At 27.0% G+C, this 15,964-nt stretch carries 14 protein-coding genes and 1 other annotated feature; of the genes, 11 read left to right on the top strand and 3 right to left on the bottom strand.

What is annotated here, in order from left to right; translation table 11 throughout:
• Positions 1–18 precede the first annotated feature (18 nt).
• Together ACQPUW_RS10665 and brnQ are read left to right on the top strand one after the other, a co-directional pair.
• Positions 19–744 carry an energy-coupling factor ABC transporter ATP-binding protein gene (locus ACQPUW_RS10665; protein WP_430837472.1) on the top strand — a complete coding sequence of 242 codons (726 nt, stop codon included), beginning with the start codon at positions 19–21 and terminating at the stop codon, positions 742–744.
• A 163-nt stretch (positions 745–907) separates the two neighbouring features.
• Positions 908–1,193: a binding site (T-box leader), on the top strand.
• 239 nt (positions 1,194–1,432) lie between these two features.
• Positions 1,433–2,782 (top strand): branched-chain amino acid transport system II carrier protein, encoded by a 1,350-nt coding sequence (gene brnQ / locus ACQPUW_RS10660; protein WP_430837471.1) that lies wholly within the window; start codon positions 1,433–1,435, stop codon positions 2,780–2,782.
• A gap of 190 nt (positions 2,783–2,972) precedes the next feature.
• Here brnQ and ACQPUW_RS10655 read toward each other — a convergent pair whose 3' ends face one another.
• Positions 2,973–5,063 (bottom strand): [FeFe] hydrogenase, group A, encoded by a 2,091-nt coding sequence (locus tag ACQPUW_RS10655; protein WP_430837470.1) that lies wholly within the window; start codon positions 5,061–5,063, stop codon positions 2,973–2,975.
• A gap of 345 nt (positions 5,064–5,408) precedes the next feature.
• Between ACQPUW_RS10655 and ACQPUW_RS10650 the strand changes: the two genes are divergently transcribed.
• The 3 genes from ACQPUW_RS10650 (at position 5,409) to ACQPUW_RS10640 (ending at position 8,312) form a co-directional block, all read left to right on the top strand.
• Positions 5,409–6,278, top strand: coding sequence for a PHP domain-containing protein (locus ACQPUW_RS10650; protein WP_430837469.1), 870 nt, complete (start codon positions 5,409–5,411; stop codon positions 6,276–6,278).
• A 175-nt stretch (positions 6,279–6,453) separates the two neighbouring features.
• Positions 6,454–7,284 (top strand): hypothetical protein, encoded by an 831-nt coding sequence (locus ACQPUW_RS10645; protein ID WP_430837468.1) that lies wholly within the window; start codon positions 6,454–6,456, stop codon positions 7,282–7,284.
• Between the two features lie 47 nt (positions 7,285–7,331).
• Positions 7,332–8,312, top strand: a complete 981-nt coding sequence (locus ACQPUW_RS10640; protein WP_430837467.1) for a lysozyme inhibitor LprI family protein — start codon at positions 7,332–7,334, stop codon at positions 8,310–8,312.
• A 162-nt stretch (positions 8,313–8,474) separates the two neighbouring features.
• On the opposite strand, the gene ACQPUW_RS10635 is transcribed toward ACQPUW_RS10640, so the two are convergent.
• Complete coding sequence (locus ACQPUW_RS10635) at positions 8,475–9,125, bottom strand: glycosyltransferase (RefSeq protein ID WP_430837466.1); 651 nt, start codon at positions 9,123–9,125, stop codon at positions 8,475–8,477.
• Positions 9,126–9,780: 655 nt separating this feature from the next.
• Here ACQPUW_RS10635 and ACQPUW_RS10630 point away from each other — a divergent pair.
• The 4 genes from ACQPUW_RS10630 to ACQPUW_RS10615 all read left to right on the top strand — a co-directional run bounded on the left by ACQPUW_RS10630 (position 9,781) and on the right by ACQPUW_RS10615 (position 12,967).
• Positions 9,781–11,316: a thiol-activated cytolysin family protein gene (locus ACQPUW_RS10630; RefSeq protein ID WP_430837465.1), complete on the top strand. Its 1,536-nt coding sequence runs from the start codon at positions 9,781–9,783 to the stop codon at positions 11,314–11,316.
• Between the two features lie 399 nt (positions 11,317–11,715).
• On the top strand, positions 11,716–11,949 hold the full coding sequence (locus tag ACQPUW_RS10625) for a hypothetical protein (RefSeq protein WP_430837464.1): 234 nt from the start codon (positions 11,716–11,718) through the stop codon (positions 11,947–11,949).
• A gap of 201 nt (positions 11,950–12,150) precedes the next feature.
• Positions 12,151–12,471, top strand: a complete 321-nt coding sequence (locus tag ACQPUW_RS10620; RefSeq protein WP_430837463.1) for a hypothetical protein — start codon at positions 12,151–12,153, stop codon at positions 12,469–12,471.
• Between the two features lie 271 nt (positions 12,472–12,742).
• On the top strand, positions 12,743–12,967 hold the full coding sequence (locus tag ACQPUW_RS10615) for a hypothetical protein (protein ID WP_430837462.1): 225 nt from the start codon (positions 12,743–12,745) through the stop codon (positions 12,965–12,967).
• Positions 12,968–13,163: 196 nt separating this feature from the next.
• On the opposite strand, the gene ACQPUW_RS10610 is transcribed toward ACQPUW_RS10615, so the two are convergent.
• A complete protein-coding gene (locus tag ACQPUW_RS10610; protein WP_430837461.1) occupies positions 13,164–14,105 on the bottom strand; it encodes an aminoglycoside phosphotransferase family protein in 942 nt (313 codons plus the stop codon).
• 178 nt (positions 14,106–14,283) lie between these two features.
• On the opposite strand from ACQPUW_RS10610, the gene ACQPUW_RS10605 reads away from it, so the two are divergent.
• Together ACQPUW_RS10605 and ACQPUW_RS10600 are read left to right on the top strand one after the other, a co-directional pair.
• On the top strand, positions 14,284–15,465 hold the full coding sequence (locus ACQPUW_RS10605; RefSeq protein ID WP_430837460.1) for an HNH endonuclease domain-containing protein: 1,182 nt from the start codon (positions 14,284–14,286) through the stop codon (positions 15,463–15,465).
• Positions 15,452–15,763, top strand: a complete 312-nt coding sequence (locus ACQPUW_RS10600) for a phosphoribosyl-ATP pyrophosphohydrolase (RefSeq protein ID WP_430837459.1) — start codon at positions 15,452–15,454, stop codon at positions 15,761–15,763. Before ACQPUW_RS10605 ends, ACQPUW_RS10600 begins: the two co-directional genes overlap by 14 nt.
• Positions 15,764–15,964: the final 201 nt, after the last annotated feature.

Below are 15,964 nucleotides of genomic sequence, written 5' to 3'. Positions count from 1 at the left end.
AGAGAAGGATGAGGTTTTATGATAAAATTAGAAAATGTACATTTTTCCTATAAGGATAAGATTGCACTTAGAGATATAAATATTGAAATAAAAGAAGGCGAATCAGTAGCACTAATTGGACCAAATGGTTGTGGTAAGTCTACATTATTGAAGGTTTTAAATGGTATTTTAAGTCCAGGAGAAGGGAAATATATATTTGATGATGATGATATTACAGAAAAGAAATTAAATGATAGTGCATTTTCAAAAAAATTTCATAAAAGAATTGGATTTATATTTCAAAATTCCAACGCTCAGCTTTTCTGTTCAACTGTATATGATGAGGTGGCTTTTGGACCAAGACAAATGGGACTAAGTGAAGGTGAAGTACAAATAAGAGTTAATGATTGTTTAGAATTATTAGATATAAAGGATCTTAAAGATAGAGAACCATATAATTTAAGTGGAGGAGAAAAGAAGAGAGTTGCAATTGCTAGTGTGCTTTCTTTAAATCCAGAAGTTCTTGTATTAGATGAACCGCTAAATGAAATAGATCCTAAAGGAAAAAAATTCATAAGAGAATTATTAATAAAGCTTAATGAGAGTGGAAAAACAATAATATGCTCTACGCATGAATTTGGATATGTAAAGGGAATTTTTAAAAGAGGAATAGTATTTTCTGAGAATCATCACGTAATAAAGGATGATGATTTTGAAAAAATATTTGAGGATATAGAGTTTTTGGAAAATAATAATATTTTATAAGTAAATATTATATATGAAACATATATATAGATATATTTATATAAAACATAGATGAAAGATTTTTTAGAATAAGAACTAAATAAAAAAACAAATAAGGTTGGAAAATAATTGACAATTTGAAAATAGTGGTATAAAATATAATAAAATTTAATGAAGACCAAAATTAAATTCTATGACGAGAAAAAGTAGGTATATTATTGTTCTACAGAGAGTTGGCATTTTGCTGTAAGCCAATGTTCAATGTATTTCTGAAAATCATCTCTGAGAAGTAAAGCTGAAAATATTTTTTAGTAAGCTTTATCGGATTTTCACCGTTACAGGAAAAGCGTATTAAGATGTACGTATTTAAGGTGCTATAAACATACTTAATTTATATATTAAATTAAGTTTTATTATAATAATTTGTTTATAGAATTAGGGTGGTAACGCGATTAGACCTCGTCCCTTTTATAGGGACGGGGATTTTTTTATTTTTTTAGGGATTTTAAGAGCAGTATACTTTAAGAATTTAATAATGAGTGCTTAAATAAATCCTTATAAAAAAGTGTGTATATAACTTATACCACATTGTAGTTTAGCGTTACTACATAAATTAATAGGAAAAAAGGGGGCATTTATATGGACATAGAAGGAGACATAAAACTGGAATGATTTAAAAAGTAAAATTATTAATTGGGGGCGTTTTAAAATGAATAATTTATCAAGAAAAGATTTAGTACTTGTAAGCTTAATGCTTTTTTCACTATTTTTTGGAGCTGGAAATCTAATTTTTCCACCTTTTCTAGGACAAGCAGCAGGAAATGCAACATGGGTCACTATGGGCGGGTTCTTTATTACAGCAGTTGGGTTTCCTGTTTTAGGAGTTATTGCAGTAGCAAAATCTTCAGGACTTCACAATCTAGCAAGTAGGGTGCATCCTCTATTTGCAACGGTATTTACAGTTCTTATATACCTTTCAATTGGACCAGGACTTGGAATTCCAAGGGCAGGAAGTTTACCTTTTGAAATGGCCGTAAGACCATTTCTACCAGAAGGGTTAATATCACATGGATTAGCATTATTCATTTATACATTTGTATTTTTCTTAGTAGCCTATTGGCTTTGTTTAACCCCATCTAAGTTAGTTGATCGTATGGGTAAGATTTTAACACCAATTTTATTAATTTTAATTTCAGCAATTTTTATAGCAAGTATTTTTAAGCCATTAGGTTCTTATGGAGAGGTAACAGGAAGCTATGTAGATTCACCTTTTATAAGTGGATTTTTAGATGGGTACATGACTATGGATACAATTGCAGCTTTAAATTTCGGTATTGTTATATCACTTGTAATAAAATCTAAAGGGATTAAAGGAGAAAAGGCAGTAGTTAAAAATTCAGTAAAGGCAGGAGTATTTGCAGGAGGATTATTAATTATAATCTATTCAATGTTAGCCCACTTAGGAGCAACAAGTGGTGGAAGATTCGGAGGAACTGAAAATGGAGCGCAAACCCTTGCAAATGTAATGCTATATATCTTTGGTGATGGAGGCGCGGTACTTCTTGCAGTAATATTTACATTAGCTTGTCTTACAACTTGCGTTGGACTTATAACTTCATGTAGTCAATATTTTGTAACGTTAAGCTCAAAGGTAAGTTATAAAACTTGGGTTAGAGTTCTTTCATTATCAAGTATGGTACTAGCTAATATGGGACTTACAAAAATTCTTAAAGTATCAGTTCCAGTTCTTGATGCAATATACCCTGTAGCTATAGTTTTAATTGTACTGGCAATGTGTGATAAGTTATTTAAAGGAAATCAAATGGTATATGGAGTGACTATAGGAATTACTTCTTGTGTAAGTGTTATCTATGCATTAAGTAATGCTTCTATTAATATTTCAGTCATTGAAAATATTGTTAAGTGGTTGCCATTTTATGATAAAGGGTTAGGATGGGTACTTCCAGCTTTATTTGGAGTAGGTATAGGTATGTGTTTAAATTTAGTTAAGGATAAAGTAGGAAATAAGGAGTTATTAAGTGAGGAAGAAGTTTCTTGATAATGAGATAGAATAATAAAATTTAAATTATAAAATCTGCATTATTTTAGGATATGATAAATTAAAGGTATAAGATTTTATTAGTTATTATTTAAAAATAAAGTACTGTATAGGTTTTTTCTATACAGTACTTTTTATATAGAATTAAAATAAAATTATTAAGAATAAATATAAAAAGTTTTACTTCACATTATTCTTCAATAGGAACAAAGGCTTCCTTTCTTGCACCACAAACAGGGCATGTAAAATCATCAGGAATTTCATCACCAACATAAATATATCCGCAAATAGAACATTTATAGCTCTTTTGACTTTCGGTAGAAGTAATACCTTTACTAGATGTTGGATCAGAATTATCATCTTCAATAGGAATAAAGGCTTCTTTTCCTGCACCACAAACAGGGCATGTAAAATCATCAGGAATTTCATCACCAACATAAATATATCCACAGACAGAACACTTATAACTTTTCTTAGTTTCACTGGAAGTAGTATCTTTATTATAATTACTATCTTTAGTAGAATTGTTATCTTCTAAAAGAACAAAGGCGTCCTTACTAGCACCGCAAACTGGGCATGTATAATTATCGGGAATTTCATCACCAACATAAATGTATCCGCAGATAGAACACCTATAACTTTTTTTAGTTTTATTAGAATTACTATCTTCATCAGAAGTAGTATCTTTATTAGAATTGTTGTCTTTCAAAAGAACAAAAGCTTTCTTACTAGCACCGCAAACTGGACATTTATAATCATCAGGAATTTCATCACCAACATAAATATATCCACAAATAGAACACTTATAGCTCTTCTTAGCACCAGTAGTATCATCATTAGATGTACTAGTAGATACATCATTGCTTGTAGCAGGTGCATAACTAGAAAGTCTTTCACAAACCATTTCTTTTGGACCTAAAGTATCACTTCTATCAGTATAAGTTGTATGAAGCAATTCTTTAGCAAGATCACTAAGTGGCTCGCCATAAAATTCTTCATAAACACGCTTTATATCAGGATTTTCATAACTTGATCTTATAGACTTATGCTCATCTCTATTATATAAAGCATGAATTCTTTTAGAACGAATATTATCAACCATAGGGATAGCACTCTTAGGTTGTCCACCTCCACCTATGCAACCACCACGACAAGTCATAACTTCAACAAAATCATAAGAAACTTCAGAAGCATTTAATTTATCTATTAACGTCTTTGCATTATCAGTTCCATGAACAATTGCAACTTTTAATGATAAATCTCCAATGTTAACTGTTGCTTCACGAATATCTTCAAGTCCACGAACTGGAGTTAAATCTAATAATTTTTCAGGTGGATTTTCATTTGTAATAAAGTAATAAGCTGTACGAAGAGCAGCTTCCATAACACCTCCAGTATTTCCAAAGATAATTCCACCACCAGAAGCTTCTCCCATAAGCTTATCATAGTTACTTTGAGCTAATGAATCAAAAGAAATATTATCTTCATTCATCCATTTGGCTAATTCTCTAGTAGTAATAATATGATCCATATCTCTAAGTTCAGGAATGTTATTGTAAGAAGCAGAAGTATTCATTTCAGGACGACGAATCTCAAACTTTTTAGCAGTACATGGAGTTACGGTTACATTAACAATATCTCTAGGATCAATTCCTTTTGCCTTTGCAAAATATGTTTTGATAGTAACAGATTGCATTCCAATAGGGCTTTTCACTGAGGAAATGTTAGGTAGAATACTTGGATAGAAAGTCTCAGCAAATTTAACCCAAGCAGGACAACAACTTGTAAATTGAGGTAATGGCTTTGTTTTCTTAGTTATACGCTCAATAAGTTCAGAGGCTTCCTCCATAATAGTTAGATCAGCTGCAAAATCAACATCTAATACATAATCAGCACCAAGAGCTCTAAGTGCAGCTACCATTTGACCTTCAACAAAAGAACCAGCAGGTAAATTAAATTCCTCTCCAAGAGCTACACGTACAGAAGGTGAAGTACTAAAGATAACAATCTTTTTAGGATCCTTTATAGCCTCACGAACCTTCTCATATTCATATACTTCAGTTATTGAATTTGCAGGGCATACATCAGAGCATTGACCACAATTAATGCATATTGCCTTATCACCAGTACTTTCAATATCATATAGTCTTCCAACGGCAATATCATTTTCGCAAATACGTCTACATTGACCACATTTAATACATAATTCTTCATGTCTTTGTATAGATGGATTATCCTTTTCAATAGGAATTCTAATGTTTAAAAATTCATGTTTACTCATAAAAATTATTCCTTTCACACACAAAACTATTAATTTTACAATTATATTACTATTATAAAACTTAGGTAAATATATAGAAATAAATGTAGGTAAAGGTTTTAATAAAGTATCATATTTGTTAAAAATATACACATTTAATTAATATTATTATTAGTTAAAAAGTATTATGATATAATAATGATTTTTAATGAGAAAGTTATTATATATTAATTTTCTTTACAAAAATTTCAAGTGGAAATATAATTATAGATAAGAAGAAATAAAGGTACATTGGGTGATATTAAAGGATTATTAAAGATATTATGTAGAAATATTTTTATGTTTTTAGTACTGGAGGGGGATAAAATGAATAAATCAGACTTACATATCCATTCTTGTTTTAGTGATGATGGAGAATTAAGCCCAGAAGAAATCATTGATATGGCAATAAAAGCAGGTATGGATACAATTGCGATAACAGATCATAACTCTGTTAAAGGAATAAAGAGAGCAATAGAATATGCGAAAGATAAAGATATAAATATAATACCAGGGATAGAAATTGACTGCACTTTTAATGGAATTAATCTTCACTTACTTGGTTACAACATAGATTTTACAAATGAATGTTTTAATAAATTAGAAGAAGATATTCTTGCTCAAGAAAGAGCAGCAGCAATTAAAAAAATTGAAAAGATAAAAGAGGTTACTAATTTAGAGTTAGATGCTAATGAGGTATTAAAAAAATCACATAATGGTATAGTTACAGGGGAGTTAATAGCAGAGGTATTACTAGAAAATAAAGAAAATATTAAATCTCCTATATTAAAATCTTATATAGAAGGTGGAAATAGAAGTGATATGCCTTTTGTAAACTTTTATTGGGATTATTTTTCAAAAGGAAAACCAGCTTATGTAGATATAAAATTTATTCAATTAAAAGAAGCTATAAGAATGATTAAAGAAACTAATGGGATATCAGTAATTGCTCATCCGGGCAATAACTTAAAAGGTAATCTTGAAATAATTGATGATTTAATAGATGAAGGAATTGATGGTATTGAAGTATATAGCTCATATCATTCAGATGAGGATATAAAATACTTTTTTGATAAAGCAGTAGAGTCTAATTTAATTATAACTTGTGGTACAGATTTTCATGGAAAGAATAAACCTAATATTTTTATTGGGGACTTTAAACAGAAGCCTGAAAAAATTGTTGATTTAGTAGTTTAAAAAATAACCGTACTGAAAATAGTACGGTTATTTTTTGCAATACAAATAATTAAATTTATCTAATTAATGTACAATAATGGTATTTAATTATATATTGGTAAATTGTATAATAAAAGGGGTATATTACAATAATAAACTTTAATATTATACTAATTTTTATAAATCAGGGGGACATATGAACAAAAAATACAAAATAATAGTAAGTGGTATTGTGATGTTTATATTAGTAGGAGTATCGGCAATCCTATATAAAAACTTAAATACTAATAAAGTAGTAGAAAAGGGTCTGGAGTTAATGTCGCAAAAAGAATATAAAAAAGCAATAGCATCATTTGAATTAGCATTAGATGAAAAACCAGATGAAAAGGAAGCATTGGAAGGAAAAGAAATGATAGAAAAATACATAAGTGCTAAAGAGTTTTTAAATGATGGACAAGCAGAAGAGGCTAATAAAAAAATAAGCGAAATAAATAGTAATTATACAAATTTTAGTGGATTTAGTGATGATGTTAATGAACTAAAGAATCAAATAGATGACTCTATAAAAAAAGATGAAAAAATAAATGGTAGCATAAGTGAGGTTCGAGAATTAATAAATAAAAAGAGTTATGATGAGGCTAAGAAATTAATAGATAAAATAGGAAAAGAAAAATTAAATGAAAATCAAAGGATACAAGTTGAAGATCTAGGTGCAAGAGTTAGCACCGAATTATCAAAAATAGATATTCAAAAAAGAGCTAAAGAAGAAGTTGAAAAGAAAGCTAAAGAGCAAAAAGAAAAAGGTAATACTGTAGAAAGAGCTATACAAATAGTTAAACAAGTTGCACCAGAATCGAAGGTTGAATATAGTGGGAGAACTACAATAAATGGTAATCCATATTACACATTTATGATTACATCGCTTAAAGCCGATGAGGGCGGAGAGGCACATTATGTAATCTCAACAGAAGGTGGAAATAAAGTATATAGTCATGCGCCAGATGGTAATCTATATCCAATTAATTAAGTGGGCTAATGAATCAAAATTCAATATTAGAATAGGAAGAGAAATTTATGAAAAAACAATATAAGATAATAAAAGCATACAGTAATAGGATAATAAAAGAATATAAGATAATAATAGTAATATTAGTAATTGCAATTTTAGGGGGAACAGGGTTCTTCTTATATAGAACTTCAAGTACTAATAAAGCAGTTAAAAAAGGAATTGAATTAATTTCACAAAAACAATATGAGAAAGCATTAATATCATTTGATTTAATATTAGAAGATGATAGTGATAACACTAAGGCTTCTGAATTGAAAGATATGGTTGAAAAGTATTTAGAGGCTAAAAAACTCTTTGATGAAGGAAAGTTAACTGAGGCAAAAAGTGAGATAGAATCTATAAATAAATCTTATAGTAATTATAATTCACTTAAAGAAGATATTAATGCTTTAGAAAATAAAATAAATGAAGAAATTAATAGTAATAAAGATATAGATAATAATATAAACAAAGTAAGAGAACTAATAAATGAAAATAACTTTGATGAAGCTAAAAGAGTTATTGAAAACTTAGAAAAGCAAGAATTAGATGAAAATCAAAAGCAACAAATTAGTGATTTAAAAGGAAGAGTAACTGCGGAATTAGAAAAAATAGATATAAAAAATAAAAGTGAAAATAGTGCAAACCAGGATATAAATAAAAATTCTGATAGTAAATCAAATATATTAAAATATTTAAATGGAGTTGAAGAAAGAACTCCTGAATTCGATGGTTCTGTGCCTAGTGCCAATAAGATTTATAGCAATTGGGATGATGCTCTAAATTTTGTATGGAGTAAATTGAAAGAAGATTTACCGCAAGGTGAATTTAATAAATTAAAAGAAAAGCAAATACAATGGATAAGTGAAAAAGAAAGTGCTGCTAAACAAGCATCAATTAATTCAGGTGCAGATGCAGGATCACAGATGTATAGAATGTTAGGTACTTTAGAAGCGGCTGATTTAACTAAAGAAAGGTGTTATCAATTAGCGGCATACTTTAAATAGATTCATAAAAATATATATTACAAATAAAATAAGAAAGCTATTTAAGTAGCTTTCTTATTTATTTCTAATTCAATAGAGAGTCAATTATTTAATATCTATTATTATAAAATTCGTAAATTTTATAATTAATCTTAGTAAAATCATTAAGTATAAATATATTAATTATTTGAATTTTTGAGGGAATTGTCTAATTATACCTTCAGCAAGTATATCAGCAAACTTAATCATATGATCTTCACCTTCATCAAATGCTTCAATATCTTTCTTCCAATCCTTATTTAATCTACTTACAGCTTGCGCTGTGACAAGTTGTAAGTGTCTATGTAGCATATCCTTTAAAACCTTATTTGAATATTTAGGATTAGCAGAACTTAAAAAATTAGCTATTTCATCTGCATTTTCATACCATAACTTAGTATACTTTTCTAAATTTTTCTTATCTCCACTTTTAGCAGCATCAACTACCTGTCCAGCAAGTTTTATATGATCTTTTAATAGTGCAGCAAGCTTATTTCCAGCTTCTTGACCATAATAAGGTTTAATTGAATCACCGATATCATCTTGATTTTTAAGAAGTCTTTCTAATACAGGCTCCTTATCTTCAAGTGAAGCTAAATCACTTACAATAAAACTTCTAGTCCATAAAACATGGTCTATCCAAAGCTTTCTTTCAGCCATTTTTAAATCATAGGCAGCCTTACTGCAAGAGTCATCTTTATAAGATGTATTTTCCATAGCTATAGCTTTTACTGGAACAAAAACTAAATTAAATAAAAATAATAGCAATAGGGAATTTTTTATGATTTTTTTCATTATTAATTACTCCTTTAATTGTTGAAATTCTATCTTAGTTTGTTCAAAGCAGTATGTATGTATACTAAAATATTGAATCTATTGAATGAAAATTTATAAGAGCAATTAGTTACAAATCTTTGTAGGTATTTAGTTTCGTATACATATAGATTTTATTAGAATAAGTTAAATAAAAATAAGTTAAATAAAAATAAATTTAATATATAGAAAGAATAGAAGGAAAAATCTTTATGAAAAATTATAAGCAAAAAATGAATTAAAATTCATTTAAAGAATAATTAAATCAATTCTGTTAATAAAATATTCACATAGATTAGGAGTAGTATTTATTCAAATAAATAATTTGAATAAAGTAATAAAATGTTCAATGTTTATATTCAAATTTAGTGAATAAATATGAATATTGAAGATGATTAACAAACGTTTACAAAGAGCCGGAATGTTATTTCGTGAATAAATATCCAAGGCGAAATTTTCAATATAAAAAGTGCTTAAAGTATAGATTGCTAGTCACTTATGAATAAAATCTAAAATTTTATTTTGGCCATTGATTAAGAATATATTTCCTTAGTATAATTAATTAACCAATTTATTAATATAAAATGAAAAATAAAAAATATTAATAAATTTTGAAAACAAAAAGGGGGACACACAAATGAAAAAAATATCAAAACACTTACTACTTTACATAATGATAATTGGTTGTTTTATCATTCAGCCAATTCAAGTTACTTATGGTAGTGAATTGAATAATAATGCACAAAATAATAATCTAGGACAAGTTAATAGTTATGCTATCAATAATGGAATTTATAATTTAACTTATAATCGTAATGAAATATTATCAGCAAATGGAGATCAAATAGAAAGTTTTGTTCCAATGCAAGGAAAAAAGGAACCTGGAAAATTTATAGTAGTTAACCATGAGAAAAAGAATATATCATCAAGAACAGCAGACATTTCTTTAATTGATGCTGTAACTGATAGAACTTATCCAGGAGCAATACAGCTTGCTAATAGGTCACTTGTAGAAAATAGACCAGACATAATAATAGCAAAAAGAAAGCCTTTAACAGTGAGCGTAGACTTACCTGGAATGGGGAATGAAAATAAAGCTGTAGTAGAAAACCCTACATACTCTAATGTATCAGCTGCAGTAGATACTTTAGTATCTAAATGGAATTCTAAATATTCTTCAACACATACATTACCAGCAAGGACACAATATTCAGAGTCAATGGTATACAGTGAATCACAACTTTCAACAGCACTTAAAGTTAATTCTAAAGCAGTTGGAACTTCACTTGGAATAGATTTTAATGCAATAGCTAAAGGTCAAAAAACTGTTATGGTTGCTGCATACAAGCAAATATTCTACACAGCAAGCATTGATTTACCTGAAAAGCCATCAGATTTATTTGATGAAAGTGTTACATTTAAGGATTTACAAGCAAAAGGTATAAACAATGAAAATCCGCCTGCGCTAGTATCAAATGTTTCTTATGGAAGAACTATTTATGTAAAGTTAGAATCAACATCAAAAAGCAAAAATGTAAAAGCTGCTTTTAAAGCATTATTGCAAAAGGGAGATATTGAAAGCAATGCAGAATACAAAGATATACTTAATCAAAGCTCATTTACAGCAGTAGTATTAGGGGGAGACTCAAAGGAACATAACAAAATTATAACTACTGATTTTAACGAAATTAGAAATGTTATAAAGTCTAACGCAGAAATGAGTGCTAAAAATCCAGGATATCCAATATCATACACAAGCGTATTCTTAAAGGATAATGCTATAGCTTCAATTAATAATAAGACTGATTATGTAGAAACTACATCTACAGAATACTCAAGTGGTAAAATAGCTTTAGATCATAGTGGAGCTTATGTAGCGAGATTCTATGTTACTTGGGATGAAGTTTCTTATGACAAAGATGGAAATGAAGTTTTAGAACATAAAGCTTGGGATGGAAATGGATATGATAGAACAGCTCATTTCTATACTGAAATTCCACTAGATGGTAATGCAAGAAATATAAGAGTTAAAGCAGAAGAGTGTACAGGTCTTGCGTGGGAATGGTGGAGAACTGTATTTGATGAAAAGAATGTTCCTTTAACAAAACAAAGTACTTTCTCAATTTGGGGTACAACGTTATACCCAAAAAAGAGTATAGAAGTAGAGGTTTAAATAAAATATCTAACTTAGGTACTAAAATTAATATAAAAAATAGATATTAATGATAGCGATATAAAAGCAATTATATTAATACTTAAAAATAAATATTTAAAGTAAAACAAAAGGCTTAGAAGATATAAATTTATAACTTCTAAGCTTTTTTATTAATTTCATTTAAGTTTAGATTTTGTATGTATTTTTATTTACCCAAAATACATAATAAACTTATGGAATTAAATGAAAAGTTATAAAAAGAATTAGGGATAAGCTATGATGAAAATATGATGGTAGTAAAAAGGTCAAAATAAAGATTTTTAAAATACAAGTAATATTTTTGATGGAAGCTTATAGAAAATATAGTAAAATATATATGGATTATAATTAATATTTAAGGGGTTTAGGGGGAAAAGGATGGATAAGCTTTCATGGGAAGGTATTTTAGATAGTTTTAAATATATACTAAAGATTGATTGGATAGGATATGTTATTATACTTTTAAGTCCTATGATAGGATATTTCCTTAGTAGAATATTTAGTATTTTCTTCTATAGCTGGGTTACAGAGATAAGCTGTAATATAGCTATTATTACTGTTGGTGTTCTACTTTGTATTAGAAATAATAAAGAGAAAAAAAGAGTAAGATAAAGTATTTTACACATGATATTTATTGTTTATAAAGATATAATAAAAGGTTTAGAATTCATATTTTTATATTCTAAACCTTTTATTTATTAGCTATTTTTAAGTATACATTTTGATTTTACTTTGTTTGATAAGAAGAATGATAAAGTACTAATTAATATATAGACTATTAGAAATGGTAGTGTACTACTCATGTTATAGAATATGGAAACAGGTAATATTACAGATAGTGATGATAGTATTAATCCTACTATTAAATTATTTTTTGAATCTTTGCAAAGGATACCTTGGACGATAAATGCAATTGGAAAGACTATGAATAATCCAAGTAAAATGTATTTTGAATATGGGTTAAGTAAGTCAATGAATATTAATGAAAGAATAAGTAAGCTTGGTAGAGCTAGAGAAATTATCTTTTTCATGATGACCTCCTTTATGATTAAATTCATCTTAATTACATTATATGTTAATTATATTTATCAAGCAATTAAAACTGTTATAAATTTAGCTAATATAAAAGAATAGATAGTATAAATTAAAATAAGATATAAAACTTATAATAGAATATATTATGTAGAAGCAATTTATTATAAGATAGATGAAAAAACTTTTATTAAGAAATAGTAAAGTATAATAATTTTGTTTATAAATGAATAAAAATATTACTTTGTAAAGATTTATCATAGTTTTAATTAAACTTAATTCAAAGATATTTTTTTCTCAAATAATCTTGTTATAATATGAGTATAAAAAATATTAGAAATCTATTTGAATTTCTATTTAGGAGGGTTTTATTATGAGTAAAAAAGTTGAAGAATTAAAAGAAGAAATAAGAAGTAAAGCAGAAGAAGATCTTAAGGTTGTAAATGAAAATAGCAAAGCTTACAAAGAAGACCAAAAAGAAGCTAATGTTCTTGGAAAGAAAATAACTCAAGAATTAGATAGAGAAGCAAAAGAAGAAGCTTCTATGGAAAAAGAATTTGCAAAAGAGCTAGAATCAGATATGAAAGCTAGAAAATAATTAAGTGCTTTGCATAATGTTTTTAAAAGAAACTTTGAAAGTATTATAGAAAGTATAAGAACTATTAGGCTAACCTAATAGTTCTTTTTTTATATTGAAAATTATTTATCCATATTAATAAAATTTCTTGATTATCAATAAATGGAGTATTTTCTACTCATGATATAAATATAATTAATAAGAATTTATTATATATTTATATCATAGTTCTATATTTTTTATAATTATCTTTGTACCAGTTGGGAATAATGCTTTTAAAATTATTAAAGTCTTTAAAAGCATTAATACATCGTAATTTCATTCCATTAATTTCATCTTCTCCAAATGCTTCAGCCCAATTTATTGCAGTAAGTGAAGAGTGTGTAACATAAACAGATAATATGTCCCAGAATTTAAGTGGAGGCTCATTATTAAAATATCCATCGATTTGCCCTATTGCAAATGGAATACTTACTTCAATATCAAAGAATTGAACTTTATAGAATTCTTCATATCCATCTCCACATTTCCATCTATTAAAGTCAATTACACCTACATTATTATTAGGAGTAAGAATTAAATTACCAACATGAAAGTCGCCATGGGTATAGACTGGGGGTAATGAATTTAATTTCCTAATATTTTTCTTGATAAATTTTAATGCATCTTTATCATTATTAATACGAACAGAACTATTTTCATATTTAATTAGTTTTTTTACTTTTCGTTCTTGTCTATTTTCTACAGGCATATCAGATTTTATTACAGGTATAGAGTGTATTTCTTTTAGAATATTTCCAGCTTCTAAGCCAAGACTATATTGTTCCTTTTCAGAAAGGTTTGGAAGAGCAGTTATTAAGGATTCTCCTTCAACCCAACTTAGGAGCATATAAACATTTTGTTTATTATTACATATCCCAAAAGAAATTACTTTTGACATTTCAAAAGATAAAGAATTGTATTTTTTTATTATTTCAAACTCTTTATTTTTAGGCTCTAACATACTAATATCTGAAAGTCTAAGGAGTAACTTATTTTTATTACAATCTTCTATGTAATATTTTATATCTTTTGACCAGCCTTCATCTATTTTCTTAATAAGAGTCCAATCTTTATAATCTGGAATATCAATTAATTCTTTATGAACTTTAATCACCACCTAATAAATATTTGTATTATAGTATAATTATACAATAGTTAATTATTTCGATGCTTTATTTTTTATATAATTTAAGAATCGCAAATTTATTTATAATAGAAAAGATACACTTAGTATATAGATTATAGATAAAGTAAGATGGTAAAATAATCATATAAATAAAAATAGGAGTAGATAAATGGAAATTAAATTACCATATGATAATAATTTAAGAATAAATAAGTTAGAAAAGTTACTAGATGAAAAAGTAACAGTAGCATCATATAAATTATTCTGGCTTGATGCAATATTAAAAGAAATAATAGTAGGAAATAAAGAGATAACATTCAAGAGATTAGCTTGCAGAATGATAGCTACAGCTTGGTATCCATTAGTTGAATTTAAGCTAAGTTTTGGAGTACATGATAATTTAGGAGAAGTGGTAAATAAGATAAAGGATAGATATGAGATAAATAAAAATCCAAAAGAAGAAGATTTAATTGAGTTTTTAGAGAATAAAACTGATAAAGAAGTAGAAAAAGATATATTAAGTCTATGTAATATGGTTCCATATAGACTATTATCACCCTTTTATGAGAATCAATTAAAGGGATTAGATAAGAGTCAGAAAAATAGAAGAATTATTGATTTATCAAATGAAGATGAAGGTTCACTTTATAAAATAGATATAACAAATTCAAGTGAAAAAAAGATAATAGTAAATGATCTATGGGCTAAATATATAGAAAGTAATGAAAGGATAATTTATGGATGGATAAGGTACAAGCTGATATGCTTCTTGCAAAAAAGAAATCCAAATGTTCCGGCTATAGCCTTTAAATTAGAAGCACCAATTCATAGAAATCTTAAAGCACCAACTGATTACTGGAAGCTTGTAAATAAAGAGATAGGGGTAAAGGATATATATACTGGTCAAATAATGAATGAAGAAAATTATGAAAGATATGGTGTAATGAGTATAGATCATTTTATTCCATGGAGTTTTGTATTACATGATGAACTTTGGAATTTAATACCTACATTTAAAAATATAAATAGTAAAAAAAGTGATAATTTACCTGATTTAGATAGGTATTTTAATGATTTTTGTGAACTTCAATTTAAATCTTTTGATTTTATGAGGAAGAATGAAAAGGGAAGAAAAATACTTGAAGATTATAATAATATAAATTTAGATATGAGCTTTAATAAAGACACTAAATTATATGAACCAATTAAAAAAGAGATTTTTATAAGTTCTATAGAGCAAACAATTAAGCCTTTATACCAAATTGCTTATAATCAAGGATTTAATATATGGGAAAATAATTTTATTGACCATAAAAATATTGAGGTGGTGGCAGACCTTGAAAGAGTATAACAAATTAGTAAGAGATGATATACCAAAGATAATAGAAGAGTCAGGCAAGAAATGTAATATAAAAATAGTAACTGGCAAAGAAAAAGAAGAATACCTAGAAAAGAAACTAAATGAAGAAATAAATGAATATTTAGAAGATAAAAATTTAGAGGAACTTGCAGATATCATGGAAGTATTATTTGCACTTGCAGATAATCTAGGATATTCAGAAGAAGAATTTCTAAATAAAAGAGAAGGAAAGAAATCACAAATAGGTAGCTTTAAAAATGGAATAATACTTAAAAAAGTAATAGAGTAATAGATTATAAAATCTATTACTCTATTTATTTCAAAAAAATTGTTAAATTAATAACTTATAAAAAATAAAGCAATTTTTATAAAAGATATCCAAAATATATAACAAAGTTTAGAAAAATATTATCATATACAAAGTTTCATAAAACAAATAAAAATTTCAGAATAATTGATATATTGAAAATAAAAAATACCTTCAATATAC

The organism is Clostridium sardiniense, assembly GCF_050584765.1.
In the GTDB taxonomy this organism is placed as follows: domain Bacteria; phylum Bacillota; class Clostridia; order Clostridiales; family Clostridiaceae; genus Clostridium; species Clostridium sardiniense_A.
The sequence above is the reverse complement of the archived record's forward strand: the minus strand, read 5'-3'. Positions and strand labels throughout refer to the sequence as shown.